This is a genomic window from Azospirillum sp. B21 (assembly GCF_008364825.1).
GTDB lineage: Bacteria > Pseudomonadota > Alphaproteobacteria > Azospirillales > Azospirillaceae > Azospirillum.
Map to the genome: position 1 here is coordinate 1 of NZ_VTTO01000024.1, position 15537 is coordinate 15537.

At 69.0% G+C, this 15537-nt stretch carries 15 protein-coding genes; 6 read left to right on the forward strand and 9 right to left on the reverse strand.

Going from position 1 to position 15537, the window contains the following annotated elements; all coding sequences use genetic code 11:
• Window positions 1-187 precede the first annotated feature (187 nt).
• A complete protein-coding gene (gene mazG / locus FZ983_RS30475; protein ID WP_149228311.1) occupies window positions 188-997 on the forward strand; it encodes a nucleoside triphosphate pyrophosphohydrolase in 810 nt (269 codons plus the stop codon).
• A 4-nt stretch (window positions 998-1001) separates the two neighbouring features.
• On the opposite strand, the gene FZ983_RS30480 is transcribed toward mazG, so the two are convergent.
• Genes FZ983_RS30480 through crtI (FZ983_RS30500) form a run of 5 tightly spaced genes read right to left on the reverse strand, consistent with a single transcriptional unit; the run spans window position 1002 to window position 7196 of the window.
• Window positions 1002-2123: a sulfotransferase gene (locus tag FZ983_RS30480; protein WP_149228312.1), complete on the reverse strand. Its 1122-nt coding sequence runs from the start codon at window positions 2121-2123 to the stop codon at window positions 1002-1004.
• Complete coding sequence (locus FZ983_RS30485) at window positions 2120-3265, reverse strand: glycosyltransferase (protein ID WP_149228313.1); 1146 nt, start codon at window positions 3263-3265, stop codon at window positions 2120-2122. The genes FZ983_RS30480 and FZ983_RS30485 overlap by 4 nt, the downstream gene beginning before the upstream one ends.
• A complete protein-coding gene (locus tag FZ983_RS30490; protein ID WP_149228314.1) occupies window positions 3262-4077 on the reverse strand; it encodes a lysophospholipid acyltransferase family protein in 816 nt (271 codons plus the stop codon). Before FZ983_RS30490 ends, FZ983_RS30485 begins: the two co-directional genes overlap by 4 nt.
• A gap of 15 nt (window positions 4078-4092) precedes the next feature.
• Window positions 4093-5646: a phytoene desaturase family protein gene (gene crtI / locus FZ983_RS30495; RefSeq protein WP_149228315.1), complete on the reverse strand. Its 1554-nt coding sequence runs from the start codon at window positions 5644-5646 to the stop codon at window positions 4093-4095.
• On the reverse strand, window positions 5643-7196 hold the full coding sequence (gene crtI, locus FZ983_RS30500; protein ID WP_149228316.1) for a phytoene desaturase family protein: 1554 nt from the start codon (window positions 7194-7196) through the stop codon (window positions 5643-5645). Before crtI (FZ983_RS30500) ends, crtI (FZ983_RS30495) begins: the two co-directional genes overlap by 4 nt.
• Before the next feature lie 63 nt (window positions 7197-7259).
• On the opposite strand from crtI (FZ983_RS30500), the gene FZ983_RS30505 reads away from it, so the two are divergent.
• Window positions 7260-8732 (forward strand): aldehyde dehydrogenase family protein, encoded by a 1473-nt coding sequence (locus FZ983_RS30505; protein WP_247884046.1) that lies wholly within the window; start codon window positions 7260-7262, stop codon window positions 8730-8732.
• 30 nt (window positions 8733-8762) lie between these two features.
• Window positions 8763-9224 carry a DUF4126 family protein gene (locus FZ983_RS30510; RefSeq protein WP_149228317.1) on the forward strand — a complete coding sequence of 154 codons (462 nt, stop codon included), beginning with the start codon at window positions 8763-8765 and terminating at the stop codon, window positions 9222-9224.
• A gap of 10 nt (window positions 9225-9234) precedes the next feature.
• On the opposite strand, the gene FZ983_RS30515 is transcribed toward FZ983_RS30510, so the two are convergent.
• A complete protein-coding gene (locus tag FZ983_RS30515) occupies window positions 9235-10416 on the reverse strand; it encodes an acetyl-CoA C-acyltransferase family protein (RefSeq protein ID WP_149228318.1) in 1182 nt (393 codons plus the stop codon).
• Window positions 10417-10448: 32 nt separating this feature from the next.
• A complete protein-coding gene (locus FZ983_RS30520) occupies window positions 10449-11264 on the reverse strand; it encodes an enoyl-CoA hydratase-related protein (protein WP_149228319.1) in 816 nt (271 codons plus the stop codon).
• A 263-nt stretch (window positions 11265-11527) separates the two neighbouring features.
• On the opposite strand from FZ983_RS30520, the gene FZ983_RS30525 reads away from it, so the two are divergent.
• The 3 genes from FZ983_RS30525 to FZ983_RS30535 all read left to right on the forward strand — a co-directional run bounded on the left by FZ983_RS30525 (window position 11528) and on the right by FZ983_RS30535 (window position 14186).
• The gene (locus FZ983_RS30525; protein ID WP_149228320.1) at window positions 11528-12775 is read left to right on the forward strand and encodes an MFS transporter; all 1248 of its coding nucleotides are present in this window, start codon (window positions 11528-11530) and stop codon (window positions 12773-12775) included.
• Window positions 12776-12886: 111 nt separating this feature from the next.
• A complete protein-coding gene (locus tag FZ983_RS30530) occupies window positions 12887-13483 on the forward strand; it encodes a sigma-70 family RNA polymerase sigma factor (RefSeq protein ID WP_149228321.1) in 597 nt (198 codons plus the stop codon).
• A 10-nt stretch (window positions 13484-13493) separates the two neighbouring features.
• Window positions 13494-14186, forward strand: coding sequence for a cupin domain-containing protein (locus tag FZ983_RS30535; protein ID WP_149228322.1), 693 nt, complete (start codon window positions 13494-13496; stop codon window positions 14184-14186).
• A 24-nt stretch (window positions 14187-14210) separates the two neighbouring features.
• On the opposite strand, the gene FZ983_RS30540 is transcribed toward FZ983_RS30535, so the two are convergent.
• Together FZ983_RS30540 and FZ983_RS30545 are read right to left on the reverse strand one after the other, a co-directional pair.
• Window positions 14211-14492 (reverse strand): GNAT family N-acetyltransferase, encoded by a 282-nt coding sequence (locus tag FZ983_RS30540; protein WP_149228323.1) that lies wholly within the window; start codon window positions 14490-14492, stop codon window positions 14211-14213.
• A gap of 54 nt (window positions 14493-14546) precedes the next feature.
• Window positions 14547-15332 carry an SDR family NAD(P)-dependent oxidoreductase gene (locus FZ983_RS30545; RefSeq protein ID WP_149228324.1) on the reverse strand — a complete coding sequence of 262 codons (786 nt, stop codon included), beginning with the start codon at window positions 15330-15332 and terminating at the stop codon, window positions 14547-14549.
• Window positions 15333-15537 lie beyond the last annotated feature (205 nt).

A 15537-nucleotide genomic window follows, 5' to 3' on the forward strand; every position in this document is an offset into this window, starting at 1 on the left:
CACCGTCAAGCCTAAGCCTGACCTACTGACATTCCTACTTTGCGCAAACCACTGACATTTCTATCCGGTTGCAACATGTCCGCCCGCAAAGTGGGAATGTCAGTGTCCGGTCCGCACAACTTCCCCCGGCCGCTTCCGTCCGCTATCGTCCCGGACTTTCCCTCCCCGTATCCGGAGACCGCAAGTCATGACCCGCAACATCGACCGGCTGCTCGACGTGATGGCGCGGCTGCGGAATCCCGACGGCGGATGCCCTTGGGATCTGGAGCAGACCTACCGCTCCATCGCGCCGCACACCATCGAAGAGGCCTATGAGGTTGCCGACGCCATCGAAAAGGACGACAAGGTCGCCCTGCGCGAGGAGTTGGGCGACCTGCTGTTCCAGGTCGTCTATTACAGCCAGATGGCGCGCGAGGAAGGCCTGTTCGACTTCGACGAGGTGGCCGGCGTCATCACCGACAAGATGATCCGCCGCCATCCCCATGTCTTCGGACCGGAAGAGGTGAAGTCCTCCGACCAGCAGACCTCGCGCTGGGAGGACCACAAGGCGGCCGAACGGGCGGCGAAGGCGGCGGAGGAAGGCCGGGCGCCCTCGGCGCTGGAAGGCGTGATCGCCGGCCTGCCCGCTCTGACCCGCGCACTGAAGCTTCAGAACCGCGCGGCGCGGGTCGGCTTCGACTGGACCGACGCCCGCGACATCCTCGACAAGATCGAGGAGGAAGTGCAGGAGTTGCGGGCGGAGATGGACGCCGGGTCTGCGCAGGAACGGGTGGCCGACGAGTTGGGCGACCTGCTGTTCGCGCTGGTCAACCTCGCCCGTCGCCTGAAGGTGGAGCCGGAAACGGCGCTGCGCGGCACCAACGCCAAGTTCGAACGCCGCTTCCACCGGATCGAGGCGCTGCTTTCAGACCAGGGCCGCAAGCCGCAGGACGCCACGCTGGACGAAATGGAAGCGCTGTGGCAGCAGGCCAAGCGCGAGGAACGCGGCGGATCCTGACGCGTCAATAATCCCAGCGGTCGAAGGCGAAGGCCCACTGCCGGCGCACCGCGCGGCGGGCCTGGTCCTCCAACTCGTGCCGTGCCCGCTGATAGTCGCGCACGCCGGCCAGATAGCGCTCCATCCGCGGCTGCACCGGCTCGAAGGGCCCGAGGCCGAGCCCGTCATAGACGTGGCTGAGCGTTGCCAGCGGATCGGCGATGAAGCGGTCATAGCGGATTTCCACCAGCCGGCCGGGCGGCAGCAGCGCCCGGTCGCGGTCGAACCGCGCCATGATCGCCGGATAAAGGTCCAGAACCAGCCCGTCCACCACCCGCGGATCGTAGGATTGCAGGGAGAACTCCCGCAGCAAGGTCAGCAGCATGCGGCGGGTCGAGCTGAACACCTCGTAAGGGTCGCGGTGGATGTGGAGGAAGACCGCATCCGGGCGCAGGGCCAGCAATTCCCCTACCCTAGCGGTATGAGCCGGATTCTTGATCAGCAGGCGACGGCTGCCGGAATAGAGCTGCAGCTTGGTAAGGTAATGGTCCATCCGGCGGCGCCACAGCGCGACCGCCTCCGGACGGCAGCCCTCGAACAGCACGCCCTGGCGGAAGGCGCGGTAGAGGTGCTTGGGGAAGAAGATGCCGTGGTAGTAGGACAGCGGCTGCATCAGCGCCAATGCCAGTTCATCCTCCTGCGGAGCGGTCGGGTTGATGGGCATCGGGTCGATGATCCGGTCGGGCGGCAGCCACGCCTCCAGCCGCGAGCGCCAGAAGGAACTGAGACCCAGGAAGCCCCAGGGCAGGCCGACCGCCAGCGGGTCGGGCGCGGCGAACCGTTCGTCCTGGGCGAGCAGATTCAGCAGATGGGTGGTGCCGCTGCGCCAGTGGCCGAGGATGAACAGCGGCGGCGGTGCCACCCTGCCCTGCTCCCGACCCCGGCCGGCCAGCCGCTCCACCCGCCGCCGCTCCAGCAGGTCCAGCGGTGCGCGGATGGCGGCAGCGCCGGCTGCGGTCACCACCCGGTGCAGATGCAGCGGCCCGACCCCGCCGCCCTTGGCCAGCACCGTCGCCAGCGTCGCGGCGTCGGCGCCGGCCAGCGGGTGGAAGATGCGGTGAGCGCGACGGCGCAGCCAGGGGGTCATGATGCCCCCGGTCCGGTCGGATAGGCCCGGCCGCGCCATTCCGACGGCCGGCCATGGCGAGCGCGCAGCAGCGCCGCCCACTGGATCGCCAGCATGATAAGGATGCCGACCGGGTGCAAAAGCGCGCCGACGACGCTCTGGCGGAAACGGACCAGCAGCAGCAACCGGAACAGCAGCCCCGCCGCCGCCGCCAGCCCCGCCATGGTCACGGCGGCATCCGGCAGTGGGTTCAGCGCTGCCCAGCCCAGCAGGATCCAGGGCAGGACATGGCCGCCGAACAGCAGAAGCGTCCAGACCGGCAGGGCGGCCGGCGTGGCCATGCCCTCCGTCGCATTCTTGGTGAAGCCGGACCACACCTCCCGCCAGCCGCGATACATGCGGCAGCTGGCAAGGCCGGTTACGTCGAACAGGTCGGTCCCCTGCCCGGCCCGGCGGAAGGCGCGCGGCAGAGTCACCCCGTCATGCAGCGACGCCGATATGGCCGCATGACCCCCTGCTTTCCAATAGGCCTCCCGCCGCACCGCGATCAGCTGGCCGCAGGCGGCGCCGAACCGCGGATCGCCCGACCGCCGCATCCCCAGCATCGGCAGATAGCCAAGCAGCAGCACATGGATCAGCGGGATCACCAGCGCTTCCGCCAGCGTCCCGGTCTCCTGCCGGGGAAAGCCACTGACCAGACCATGCCGGCCGGACAGCAGGGCGCCGCAGGTCAGACGGGCGGCGTCCGGAGCAAGCCGCACGTCGGCGTCCTGGAAAAGCAGCACCGGATGCCGCGCCAGCGTGGCGAGCGCCTGACAGGCGTGCTGCTTGCCCGACCAGCCCGGCGGCAGCGGCGGCGCGCTTTCCAGCCGGACGCGCGGGTCGCGCGCGGCGATGGCGCGGACGATCTCGGCGGTGCGGTCGGTGGAGTGGTCGTCCAGCACCACGACCTCCACCTCGACGCCGCGGCTGAGCAGGGCCGCATCGACGGCGGCGGCGATGCCGGCCTCTTCGTTGCGGGCGGGGATCAGGATGCTGACGGCGCTGCCGGGCGGCGGAGCGGCCTTGGGGCGGCGGTAGAGCAGCAGGTTCACGATTCCCTGGAGCAGCGGCAACAGCGCCAGGATCAGCGACAGCGCGGCGATCAGGATGATGACGCTCATGGCCGCTTGACCTCCTGCCGTCCCGCCGCCCTCTGACCACCGCCATGTGCCGGAGAAAACGACCGTCCACCGGCCCAGGCGCGTGCCCGGCGCCACAGGTCGTAAACCCCGCCGATTCCGACCGTTCCCTCGATCAGCTTCAGGAAACGCGCCGGATCGCGGCTCTGCGCGTCGAGCGCCAGATGATCCATCACCGCCTCCAGCCGCGCCTCCAGCTCCGCCCCGATCTCGGGAATCGGCAGGCCGGCGAGGACAGCGGCGTCCATCGGCTCGCCGAAGCGCATCAGCGCCTCCGGCGTGCGCTCGTCCCAGAACGGGTATTCCACCGCCAGCGGCACCACCAGGGCGGAGGGCAGGCGGCGGACGAGATGGGCGATGCCCGGCCGCAGGGTCACAGGCCGGCAGCGGGGATCGGTGAAGGCGCCTTCCGCCGTGATCCACAGCATGGCGCGCGGATCGGCCAGGATGTGTTCGGCATTGCGCAGGAAGGAAACGGCGCCGGCGCGTCCGGGCTCCAGCCCGAACAGGCCGATGCGCCGCATGAAGCGGTAGCGGCGCAGCATCTCCGCATCGATCGGCCCATAGCCCGGCCGGTCGCGGAAGCGGGTGGTCCCCATCACGATCAGCAGCGCGGGGTCCCACCAGGAAGGATGGTTCAGATAGACGATCACCGGCCTGCCGGGCGGCAGCACCGGCCAGCCCGGCCGCGCCAGCCGCACCGCGTGGAAGCCGCGCCGCAGCCGCCGGGCCATGACGCCGCCGAAGAACCAGCAGAGCAGCCGGGACCGTAACGCGACCGGATCGTCCGTCATCACCACCCGCCTTTCTCAGGCGACGGCGCGGGCGGCACCGGCCTCGGCGCCGTCCCGCATGCCGCCGCGCATGTCGCGGTCGAGGCTGTCGGCGGCGATCCAGCCGGACATCAGCACCATCGGCATGCCCGGCCCCGGATGGGCGGCGCCGCCGGCCAGATACAGCCCCTCCACATCGCGGGAGCGGTTGCCGGGTTTGAAGGCGCCCATGAAGCGGCCATGGCTCGCCAAGCCATAGATGGCGCCGTTCAGCACATTGTAGCGGTCGTGGATGTCCTGCGGTGTCAGCACATGCTCCACCCGGATGCGGTCCTCCAGGTCGGCCATGCCGGCGGTGCGCTTCAGCTTGTCGAACACCACGCGCCGGTACTCCGGCAGCATGCGCGTCCAGTCGTGATGCGGGCGCAGGTAGGGGGTGTGGACCAGCACATACAGCGCCTCGCCCCCCGGCGGAGCGACGCCCGGTTCGGTGCGGGCGGGGGCGGCGATGTAGCAGGTCGGGTCGGGTGCCGGCTCGCCGCGGCGGTAGATCCAGTCGAATTCCTCCGCAGGGTCGCGGGAGAAGACAAAGTCATGGTGCAGCAGGTGATCGTATCCGCGGTCGAGCCCCAGGTAGAACACCACGCCCGAGCAGGCCGGCTCGTAGCTGCGGCGCTTGGCAAAGCGCTTCGCCGGCGCGCCCCCCACCAACTCCCGATAGGTGCGGACGGAGTCCATGTTGGACACCACGGCGGAGACGGCGATGCGCTCGCCCGCGTCGGTCTCCACCGCCACGGCGCGGCCGTCCTCCACCTGCAGGCGGCGGACGCCGGTGCCGGTGCGGATCTCCACGCCCAGCCGCCGCGCCACCCGCTCCAATGCCACCGGCACGGCGCGGGTGCCGCCCATCGGATACCAGACGCCGTCATTCGTCTGCATATGCGCGATGGCGCACAGCACCGCCGGGGAGCCGTAGGGAGACGACCCGACATATTGGGTGAAATGGTCCAGCATCTGCGCCGCCCGCGCGTCCGGCACATGGCCGCGGATGGTGCCGGCCACCGTGCTGCCCATGCGCAGGGCCAGCACGTCCGACAGGGTGCCGGCGTTCAGGCTGTTGCGGAAGTTCAGCGTGTCGCCGAGATCCTCCACCGACTTCCAGAAGAAGAAGCGCTCGGAGATGCCGTGCAGCCGTTCCGACAGCGCCTGGAACCGGCGGTAGCCCTCCCCCGCCCCGCGGCCGGGCGCCAGCCGGTCGAGTTCGGCCGCCATCTTGCCGATCTCCTCCGACAGGTCCAGCACGGTGCCGTCGTCGAAGAAGCAGCGCCATTGCGGCTCCAGCCGGACCATCTCCAATTCGCGGTCGAGGTCGCAACCGGCCTCTTCCAGGATGCGGCGCAGGACGCGCGGCACCGTCAGGATGGTCGGCCCCATGTCGAAGCGGAAGCCGCCCTCCTCCAGCACGGCCGCCTTGCCGCCGACCCAGGCGTTCTTTTCCAGCAGGGTCACCTTGTGCCCGCGTGCCGCCAGCACCACCGCCGACGCCAGTCCGCCGAGCCCGCCGCCGATCACCGCGATCCGATCCGTCATGCCATCCCCCCTGCAACGGCCTGCCGCAGCATGCCGGACAAACCCATGGTCTTTGTGCGCCACGGCGTCGGCAGGCCCAATTCCTGGGCCAACAGCCGCGACGTGATGCGTGCGCCTTCGAAGATGACCGGCAGGCCGCTGCCGGGATGGGTGCCGCCGCCCACCAGATAGACACCGTCCAGATCCTCGAACCGATTGCGCGGACGGCGGTGGAGCATCTGATCCAGGCTGTGCGCCAGATTGAAGGTGGCGCCGCGATGCACCGCGAACTGGCTTTCCCAATCGGCCGGAGTCACCACCCGTTCAACGCGGATGCGGCGCTCGATGTCACCCAGCCCGAAGCCGGCCAGCCGGTCGAGCACGGCGCGGCGGTAGCGCGGCGCCTCGGCCTTCCAGTCGATATGGCCGCGCTGGTGGCCGACCGGCACCAGGATGTAGAGCGTGCTGCCGCCGGGCGGCGCCAGATCCGGGTCGGTGACGCAGGCGTTCTGCACATAGATCGACGGCTCGCGCGGCAGCTCCCGGCATTCCTCGATCTCCGCGAGGTTGCGGGCATAATCCTTGGCCAGATAGACGGTGTGATGGTCCAGTCCGTCGACTTTGCCCTCGATGCCGAGGTAGAGCATGAAGGTGGAGCAGGAGAATTTCTTGGTGGCGAGCCGCGCGTCGCTCCAGCGCCGGCGCAGGTCGTCGGGCACCAGCGTCGTCATCGCCCGCGCGAAATCGGCGTTGATGACCAGCGCGTCGGCGGGATAGTCGCCGGCCTCCGTCCGCACGCCTACGGCTCGGCGGCCCTGGAACTTGATGTGGCGCACCGTCTCGTTCAGGCGAACGGTGACACCCAGGCTTTCCGCCACGCGTCGCATCGCCGCCATCACCGCATCCGTCCCGCCGCGGGGGTGGAAGATGCCGTGCTCATGCTCCAGGAATGACAGGATGGTGAACAGGCTGGGGCAGCGGAATGGCGACATGCCCAGATACTTGCTCTGGAACGAGAAGGCGAGGCGGATGCGCGGGTCCTGAAAATAGCGGGAGAGATCGCGGTCGACCGACCGGTGGGGCGACAGCTTGCCCAGCGCCTTCAGCATCGGCAGCGACGCGAGCGCCCAAGGGCTGGAGAAATCGGATTCCAGCACCGGGCGGAAGCGCTCCATCTTCGTCCGGTTGTCGGCCAGGAAACGCGGCAGCCCTTCGGCATCGCGCGGGCTGAGCCTGGCGATCTCCGCCATCAGCGCCTTCATCTGGGCGTGGACCCGCAGTTCCCCGCCGCCTTCGAACACCAGCCGGTAGAGTGGATCCAAACGGATCAGGTCGACCTCGTCCGACAACCGGCTTCCGCAGGCCTCGAAGATCTCTTCAAGGATGCGGGGATAGAGGAAGAAGGTCGGGCCGCTGTCGAAGCGGTATCCGTCCATGGAGAAGCCGGCCGACCGGCCGCCGACGCGGTCCTGCCGTTCCAGCACCGTCACCTTGGCACCGGTGAGCGCCAGGAGCATCGCGGATGCCAATCCGCCCGGTCCTGCACCGATGATCACGACTTGTCGTTCCATCCGCTTGCCAAACGCTCCTGCGCTGCCGACTTCTATCGTGACGGTTACGAAGCTGGGTCGGAAATGGATCACAACAATAACCCCACCTCTCCAGTCGTAATCCCTTGGTCCTATGAGGTATTTGCTCCCCAGCCGGAAGTCTGCGCCGCGTGGTCGGCCGCTGATATTTCATCGCGACTTTCGGTCATCCGCGGACTTCGCCGCAGAATTGCGGCGAATGCCGAGGATTTCGTGCAGGCATTGGCGACGCGTCCGGGCCGAAAGGCGGTAGAAAGCGTGAGCGCCGAGATCCTGCCGCTGGCCGAGGCCTGCCGCTTTCTGGAGCGCGAGGCCGCCCGCCTGCTGGCGCCGCAGCGTCTGGGGCGGCGTGGCAGGCCGGTCTGGCTGTTCGGCGTGGAGGCGGAGGTGCGGCGGGAACCCTTCGGCACGGTTCTGATCGTCGGGCCGTCCAACTACCCGCTGCTGCTGCCGGGGGTGCAGGCGGTGCAAGCCTTGGCGGCCGGCAATGCCGTTCTGGTCAAGCCGGCGCCGGGATGCCGTGCGCCGATGGACCTGCTGGCGGGCTGGCTGGAGGAATGCGGACTCCCCCATGGCCTGTTCCGGGTGCTGGATGAATCCGCCGAGGCGGTCGGCAGAGCCATCGAGGCCGGGATCGACAAGTTGGTCCTGACGGGATCGGCCGGCACCGGCCGGGCAGTGGCGGAACGACTCGCCCGCCATCTGGTGCCCTCGACCATGGAACTGTCGGGCAACGATGCCGTCTTCGTGCTGCCGGGCGCCGATGTGGAGGGCGTCGCTCGTGCCTTGTCCTTCGGCCTGCGACTCAACGGCTCCGCCACCTGCATCGCGCCTCGGCGGGTCTTCGTGCCGCTGGAATTGGCGGCCGGGTTTGAAAAGGCGGTGGAGCGCCATGCCGCCTCCATTCCGCCGGCCCCTGTTCCGGCACAGACCATGCGCCGGCTCTTGGCCCTGGCACGCGATGCTGTGGCGGACGGCGCCCGCCCGCTTTCCGGGCTGCCGGAAGAAAACGGGACCGGAATGGCGCCGCTGGTCCTGGCCGACGCGCGGCCGGACATGGCGCTGCTGCGCGAGGAGTTGTTCGCTCCGGTCCTGTCGCTGGTCCCCGTGCGCGACATGGAGGAGGCGCTGGCCGGCGCAGCGTTAAGCCCCTACGCGCTGGGTGCGTCGGTCTTCGGGCCGGTGGCGGAGGCGCGGGCGCTGGCCCGGCGGATTGACGCCGGGACGGTGACGATCAACGACCTGATCGTGCCCACCGCCGACCCGCGCCTGCCCTTCGGCGGACGCCATGCCAGCGGCTGGGGCGTCACCCGCGGGGCGGAAGGACTGCTGGAGATGACGCAGGTGAAGGCCGTCTGCGTCCGCACCGGGCGACAGCGCCCCCACTTCGACCCGCCCCGCGACGGCGACGAGGCGCTGATGCTGGCGGCGCTGCGCCTGCTCCATGGCGGACCCGGCACCCGCGCCGGGGCCATGCGGCGGCTGGTCCAGGCGGTGCGCGGGCGCCTTAAGTCATAACCAACAACAAATTGATGGACCGCCCTGCCGATGCTTGCCCTGATCCTCGCCTTTCTGATCGGCGCCGTCGCCGGTTCGCGCACCCTGCTCGCCCCGGCGGCGGTCAGCTGGGCCGCCTATGCCGGCTGGGTGGACGTGTCCGGCAGCTGGCTGTTCTTCCTGGGGCACCCGGTGTCGCCCTGGGTCTTCACCGCGATGGCGGTGGTCGAGCTGATCGTCGACAAGCTGCCCACCACCCCCAGCCGCAAGCTGCCCTTCCCCTTTGCCAGCCGGATCGTCGGAGGGGCCATGGCGGGTGCCGCCATTGGAGCCGATGCGGGATTCTGGATCGGCGGGCTGGTCGCCGGCGGCATCGGTGCGGTTGCGGGGACGCTTCTCGGCTATGCGGCCCGGATGCGCATGGCCGCCGCCTTCGGCCGCGACCGACCGGCCGCCCTGCTGGAGGATGCCGTCGCGCTGGCCGCCGCCGTCCTGATCGTGGCGGCGGCCTGACGCCGAGTACTTACACCCGCTCGAAGACCGCGGCGATGCCCTGGCCGCCGCCGATGCACATGGTCACCAGGGCATAACGGCCGCCGATGCGGTGCAGTTCGTGGATTGCCTTGACCGTGATGATGGCGCCGGTCGCCCCCACCGGATGGCCGAGCGAGATGCCGGAGCCGTTCGGGTTCACCTTGGCCGGGTCGAAATCAAGCTCGCGGATCACCGCGCAGGCCTGGGCGGCAAAGGCCTCGTTGGATTCGATCACGTCCATGTCGGCGACGGACAGGCCGGTGCGCTCCAGCACCTTGCGGGTCGCCGGGACCGGGCCGATGCCCATGTAGTCGGGCTCGACACCGGCATGGGCGTAGCCGACCAGACGGGCCAGCGGCTTCAGCCCCAGCGCCTGGGCGCGGCGGGCGTCGGCCAGCACCACGGCGGCGGCACCGTCGTTGAGGCCGGAAGCATTGCCGGCAGTGACGGACCCGTCCTTCTTAAAGACCGGCTTCATCTTCGCCAAACCCTCGGCGGTCACGTCGCCGCGGACATGCTCGTCGGTGTCGAAGACGATGGTGCCCTTGCGCGACGGAATCTCGACCGGGACGATCTGCTCCTTGAAGCGGCCCTCGGCGATGGCGCGGGCGGCGCGGCGCTGGCTTTCCGCAGCCAGGGCGTCCTGCGCCTCGCGGTCGATGCCATAGCGGGCGGCGACGTTCTCGGCGGTGACGCCCATGTGAATCTTCTGCCACGGGTCGTGCAGGATGCCGTTCATGTAGTCGACCAGCGCCCCGTCGCCCAGGCGGGTGCCCCAGCGGGCGCTGGGAACGAAATAGGGGCCGCGGCTCATGGATTCCGCACCGCCGCCGATGGCGATCTCACAGTCGCCGAGCGCGATGGCCTGCGCCGCAGAGACGATGGCCTGCAGGCCCGAGCCGCAGAGCCGGTTGACGTTGAAGGCCGGCACCTCGATGGGAATGCCGGCGTCGATGGCGGCGACGCGGCTGAGATAGGCGTCGTTGGTCTCGGTCGGGATGACGTTGCCCATCACCACATGGCCGATGGCGTCCGCCGCGGCGCCGGAACGCTCCAGCGCCGCCTTGACGGCGACGGTGGCGAGCTGGGTCAGCGGCACATCCTTCAGCGTGCCGCCGAATCCGCCGATGGCGGTGCGGGCGGCGCCGACGATGACGATGTCGTTCTGCATGGTTGGATCCACTTCTCGGGCGGAGGGAAGGGTCAGCGGCCGGTGAAGTCCGGCCGGCGCTTGGCGGTGAAGGCGGCGATGCCCTCGCGGAAATCGGCGGTGGCGGCGGTGGCGAGGAAGCGGTCGCGCTCGGCGTCCAGCTGTCCGTCCAGCGATTGGGTGAAGGACTGCCGCATCAGGTGGCGGATGCCGGCATATGCGGCGGTCGGCCCGGCGGCGAGCCGCTCGGCCAGCTTGGCCGTCTCCGCCGCCAGATCGGCGGCCGGCACCACCCAGTTGACCAGCCCGATGCGCAGAGCCTCCGCGGCGTCGATCACGTCCGACAGCATCGCCAGCTCCAAGGCGCGGCGCAGCCCGACCAGACGCGGCAGATGGAAGCTGCCCGACCCGTCGGGCGTTGCGCCGATGCGGGCATAGGCCATGGTGAATTTGGCGTCGTCGGCGGCGATGCAGAGGTCGGCGGCGGTGGCGAGGCTCATGCCCGCTCCCGCCACCGGCCCATGGACGGAGGCCAGCACCGGCACGTCCAGCCGGTCGAGGATGCGGACCGCCTCGTGCAGGTGGGCGATGATGGCGCCGGCCACCGCGGGGGCGGCGGTGGGATCGTCGTTGAAGCGGCCGACATCGCCGCCCGCCATGAAGCCGCGGCCGTTGCCGGCGATGACCAGCACGCGGGTCGGCCCCTGCCCGCCTTGATCCGCCCCCTCAGCTGCCACACTGCGGCAGGCCTCCAGCAGGGCGGCGGCGGTGGGCTCATCCAGCGCGTTCAGCACGGCGGGGCGGTTCAGCCGGATCCAGGACACGGCCCCCTCGCGGGTGAGAAGGACCGGCGGGGCGGTGTCGGACATGGTGGCGTCTCCCTGACATCTACTGCAAGGAAGGTATGTTACCGGACGGTATGCAATGTCAACGGTCAGCTTGCCCCAACGGTAAGCCGCGCATCACGAGGGCGAACCAAATCCGGGACTTGGCTGTTGGACATCAGGCCAAGGCCCGGCTGAAAAAGGCACGAGCCCCTTTCCGGAACAGCAGAGTGGAGTCCCGTCATGCATCATCGCCCCCTGACCGGCTTACCGGCCACCATGCGCTGACGGCGGACGGGAGATACGGCATGCCATCGGTTGCGCGTTCGGTCGCCTCGCTTCTGCTCGGCGTGGCTTTCCTGATGCTGGGGAACGGCGCCCTGTCCACCCTGATCGGGCTGCGGCTGTCGGCGACGGAGTCCGGCCCGACCGCGGTCGGGCTGATCACGGCGGCCTTCTATGCCGGGCTGACGCTGGGCTCGCTCTACGCCCACCGCATCATCACCCGCGTCGGCCATATCCGGTCCTTTTCCGCCTTCGCCTCCATCGTCTCGGTGGCGGCGCTCGCCCATGCGCTGTTCGTCGACGTGCCGCTCTGGGCCTTGCTGCGGCTGGCGCAGGGCTTCTGCATGGCCGGCCTCTACATGTGCATCGAAAGCTGGCTGAACGGCACCGCGACGAACGAAAGCCGCGGGCAGATGCTGTCGGCCTACATGGTCACGCTGTACGGCGCGTCGGGCATCGGGCAGCAGCTTCTGCGGCTGGATGACGAGGCCGGGGTGCGGATCTTCATGATCGTGTCGATCCTGATGTCGCTGGCCCTGGTGCCGGTGGCCCTGACCCGGACCACGCCGCCGCAATTGCCGAAGGTGTCCTCCTTCGGCGTCCGGCGGCTCTACGAGAGTTCGCCGCTGGGGGTGGCCGGCGTCTTCATCAGCGGGGCGATCACCGGATCGATCTATGGTCTGGCCCCGGTGTTCGGCGCGGCTTCCAGCTTCGGGGTGTCGGGAACGGCGCTGTTCATGTCGGCGCTGATCCTGGGCGGCATGGCCCTGCAATGGCCGCTCGGCAAACTGTCGGACCGGTTCGACCGGCGCACCGTGATCATCGGCCTTTCGGCCGCGCTGTCGCTGACCAGCCTTGGAATGATCGCCGCCGCCGGACTGGACCAGCCGCTGGCCCTGATGCTGGTCGCGCCGCTGTTCGGCGGCCTGTCCTTCACGCTCTATCCGGTCTGCCTCGCCCACACCAACGACCATGTGCGGCGGGAGGATCTGGTGTCGGCGAGCGGCGGCCTGATCCTCGCCAACTCCGTCGGCGCCATAATCGGGCCGCCGCTTGCGTCGGCGATGATGTCCGCTGGCGGGCCGGAGGGGTTGTTCGCCTTCATCGCAGGCGGCGCGCTCTGCGCCACGCTCTATGGCCTGTGGCGCACCCGCGTCCGCCCGCCGCTGCCGGCCGAGGCGCAGGCGGCCTTCCGCGCCCTGCCACAGACCACGCCGACGGTCGGCCCGCTGGACCCGCTCGGCCCCCTGAAGCCACCGCTGCCGCAATGAAGCGGTCCATCCATACGCCAACTATTCGCGCTGCCGGCAATCATGGGCGATGGAAGCCGTTAAGGAGTTTGGGCTAAGCTCCCGGCCGGTGGAATGCTGACTGGTGGTTGCATGTCGCTTTCTGAGAGACCGTCGCCGCAGGGCGCGGTGCCGCAGAGCCTGGCCGACGATAGCTTCGGGGATTTGGTCCGGTTGGTCGCGCAGCAGCGCGACCGCGCGGCCTTCGCCGCCCTGTTCCGCCAATTCGCTCCCCGCATCCTGCAATATTGCCGGAAGCTCGGCGCCGATCAGGGCGTGGCGGAGGAACTGGTCCAGGACGTCATGCTGACCGTGTGGCTGAAGGCCGACAGCTATGATCCGGCCCAGGCGTCGGTCGGCACCTGGATCTTCACGATCGCCCGCAACCGCCGCATCGACCGCCTGCGCAAGGAGTCTCGCCCGGTCCCCGACATGGACGATCCGGCGATGACGCCAGTGTCCCAGGCGACGCCGGAGGAGGCCGCACAGCTGGTGCAGGGCAGCCGCCGGCTGCACGGCGCGATCGGAACGCTGGCGCCCAACCAATCCGAGGTGCTGCGGCGTTCGTATTTCCTTGAACAGACCCACGAGGAGATCGCCGAGGAAACCGACGTTCCTCTTGGGACGGTGAAGACACGGCTGCGCTTGGCACTCGGCCATCTGAAGCGCAGCATGAAGGACACAGCATGAAAGGCCGGGCGTGACGTTCCCCCATCATCATCCGGACGACCAGCTTCTGATCGGCTATGCCAGCGGACAGGAGCGGGTGGGCAAGTCGCTGCTGGTGGCGACGCACCTCGCCTATTGTCCCGACTGCCGCCGCCGCGTCGCTGCCTTCGAGGCACTGTGCGGCAGCTGGTTCGAGGAACTGCCCGGCGAGGCCGCCGCCGATCTGGACGGACTGCTCGACCGGATGGACGGGCTGCTGGTCGCCCCGCCGGCAACGGCGGACAAATCCGCGGATGCGGAGGCTCCGCGCCTGTTCGACGTTGCCGGGGAGCCCGCTGGCCGGCTGGTGCCGGAACCTCTGCGCAGTTGGTTGCCGGAGGCGATCGACAGTCCGGTGGATTGCGGGTCCTGGACGGAACTGTCGCCGGGCGTCTGGCTGTCGGCGTGGCAGCGGACGCTGGCCGGCACCAACATCTGCCTGCTGCGGATGGCGCATGACGCACCGGTTCCGGCGCACCGGCACACGGCCGATGAACTCCTCCTGGTGCTGCGCGGTGCCTTCAGCGACGAATACGGCCACTATGAGCTGGGCGATGTCGCCCACTATGTCGCCCCCACCGACCACCATGCCCGCGGCGCCAGCAAGGAGGATTGCATCTGCCTGTTCCTGCTGGACGGTGATCTGATCTTCCTCGATGGCGAGGAGGAACGGCGGGCGGGCTGACCGCCGCCCGCCCGATTTCCTGCCCTACTCCACGAGGTCGGCGTAGTCGGGATGGCGCTTGATGTAGCCGTCGATGAAGGAGCAGAGCGGCAGCGCCTTCTTTCCTTGCGCGCGGACATCCTCCAGCGCGCCCTTCGCCAATGCCGACCCGACACCCTTGCCGGACATGCTTTCCGGCACGTGGGTGTGGGTGAAGACGATCTTGCCGTCCCGCAGCTCGTACTCCGCCACCGCGGTGGCACCGTCGATGGTCAGCTCGTACCGGTTGAGCTGTTCGTTGTTCCGCACGGTTTCAGTCACGCTCATGGGAGTCCCGCCCTTTCCTGACCAGTCGTTCGATGACCAACGAATGCCCGAACCTCAGCCGACCATCAAGGATTCCGCCCCGTCGATCCAGACCGGCGTGCCGCTGATGTGCTTTGCCCGGTCCGACGCCAGGAACAGGGCGAGTTCCGCCACGTCGAAGCTGTCGCCTGATTTCCCGTCGGTCAGGGGCACCTTGCCCTCGGGATACTCAATCGGCACCCGCAGGGACTCGAGGTTGCGGGGCTGGGTGTTGTCGGGGATTTCCGTATCGATGATGCCGGGACAGATGGCGTTGACGCGGATGCGGTCCTTCGCCAGTTCCAGGGCCAGCATCTTCACCATCGCCAGCTGGGCCGCCTTGGTGCAGGAGTAGGCGGTGGCGCCCGTGTTGCTGAACACCCGCGTGCCGTTGATCGACGCCGTGACGATCACCGAGCCGCCGCCAGCCTTCTTCAAATGCGGAACGGCATGGTGCAGCGTCAGGTAGGTGCCGCGCAGGTTGGTGTTGATGGTCCGGTCCCATTCCTCGGGCGTCAGTTCGTCGATGGCGGCCCAGACGCCGTTGATGCCGGCGTTGGCGAAGACGATGTCGATCCGCCCATACTCCGCCGCCAGCCGGTCCACCGCTTGCCGCATCGCCGCGTCGTCGCCGACATCGGCGGTCAGCGCCAGCGCCTTGCCGCCGGCAGCAACGATCTCCTCGGCGGTCTTGCGGATCTCGTCCTCGGTGCGGCTCAACACCCCGACGCTGGCCCCGGCCCTGGCGAACAGCACTGCGGACGCCTTGCCGATCCCCGACCCGGCACCGGTGACCAGCGCCACCTTCCCCGACAACTCCATGACCTTCGACTCCAACCAAGACTGAAGAGACGGGAAAGCCAACCGTGCATCCGGCGGTTCGGTTCCCGTCTTTCGCCCGTGTCATTGGCCGATGCAATTCCGGTTAGGATGGAGATGCGGAGCGCAGGAAGCGCGAATGATCGCTGAATCGAGACATAGGGCATGGTCCCAATGTTCATGCACACATGCGATGTCATACATCAGA

What these genes read in the sequence shown, in the direction of transcription:
- FZ983_RS30525 (WP_149228320.1), top strand. Translation starts at nt 11,528, where the DNA reads ATGCCATCGGTTGCGCGTTCGGTCGCCTCGCTTCTGCTCGGCGTGGCT.
- FZ983_RS30515 (WP_149228318.1), bottom strand. Translation starts at nt 10,416, where the DNA reads ATGCAGAACGACATCGTCATCGTCGGCGCCGCCCGCACCGCCATCGGC.
- FZ983_RS30480 (WP_149228312.1), bottom strand. Translation starts at nt 2,123, where the DNA reads ATGACCCCCTGGCTGCGCCGTCGCGCTCACCGCATCTTCCACCCGCTG.
- FZ983_RS30485 (WP_149228313.1), bottom strand. Translation starts at nt 3,265, where the DNA reads ATGAGCGTCATCATCCTGATCGCCGCGCTGTCGCTGATCCTGGCGCTG.
- crtI (WP_149228315.1), bottom strand. Translation starts at nt 5,646, where the DNA reads ATGACGGATCGGATCGCGGTGATCGGCGGCGGGCTCGGCGGACTGGCG.
- FZ983_RS30490 (WP_149228314.1), bottom strand. Translation starts at nt 4,077, where the DNA reads ATGACGGACGATCCGGTCGCGTTACGGTCCCGGCTGCTCTGCTGGTTC.
- FZ983_RS30520 (WP_149228319.1), bottom strand. Translation starts at nt 11,264, where the DNA reads ATGTCCGACACCGCCCCGCCGGTCCTTCTCACCCGCGAGGGGGCCGTG.
- FZ983_RS30510 (WP_149228317.1), top strand. Translation starts at nt 8,763, where the DNA reads ATGCTTGCCCTGATCCTCGCCTTTCTGATCGGCGCCGTCGCCGGTTCG.
- FZ983_RS30530 (WP_149228321.1), top strand. Translation starts at nt 12,887, where the DNA reads ATGTCGCTTTCTGAGAGACCGTCGCCGCAGGGCGCGGTGCCGCAGAGC.
- FZ983_RS30545 (WP_149228324.1), bottom strand. Translation starts at nt 15,332, where the DNA reads ATGGAGTTGTCGGGGAAGGTGGCGCTGGTCACCGGTGCCGGGTCGGGG.
- FZ983_RS30540 (WP_149228323.1), bottom strand. Translation starts at nt 14,492, where the DNA reads ATGAGCGTGACTGAAACCGTGCGGAACAACGAACAGCTCAACCGGTAC.
- crtI (WP_149228316.1), bottom strand. Translation starts at nt 7,196, where the DNA reads ATGGAACGACAAGTCGTGATCATCGGTGCAGGACCGGGCGGATTGGCA.
- FZ983_RS30505 (WP_247884046.1), top strand. Translation starts at nt 7,260, where the DNA reads ATGGATCACAACAATAACCCCACCTCTCCAGTCGTAATCCCTTGGTCC.
- mazG (WP_149228311.1), top strand. Translation starts at nt 188, where the DNA reads ATGACCCGCAACATCGACCGGCTGCTCGACGTGATGGCGCGGCTGCGG.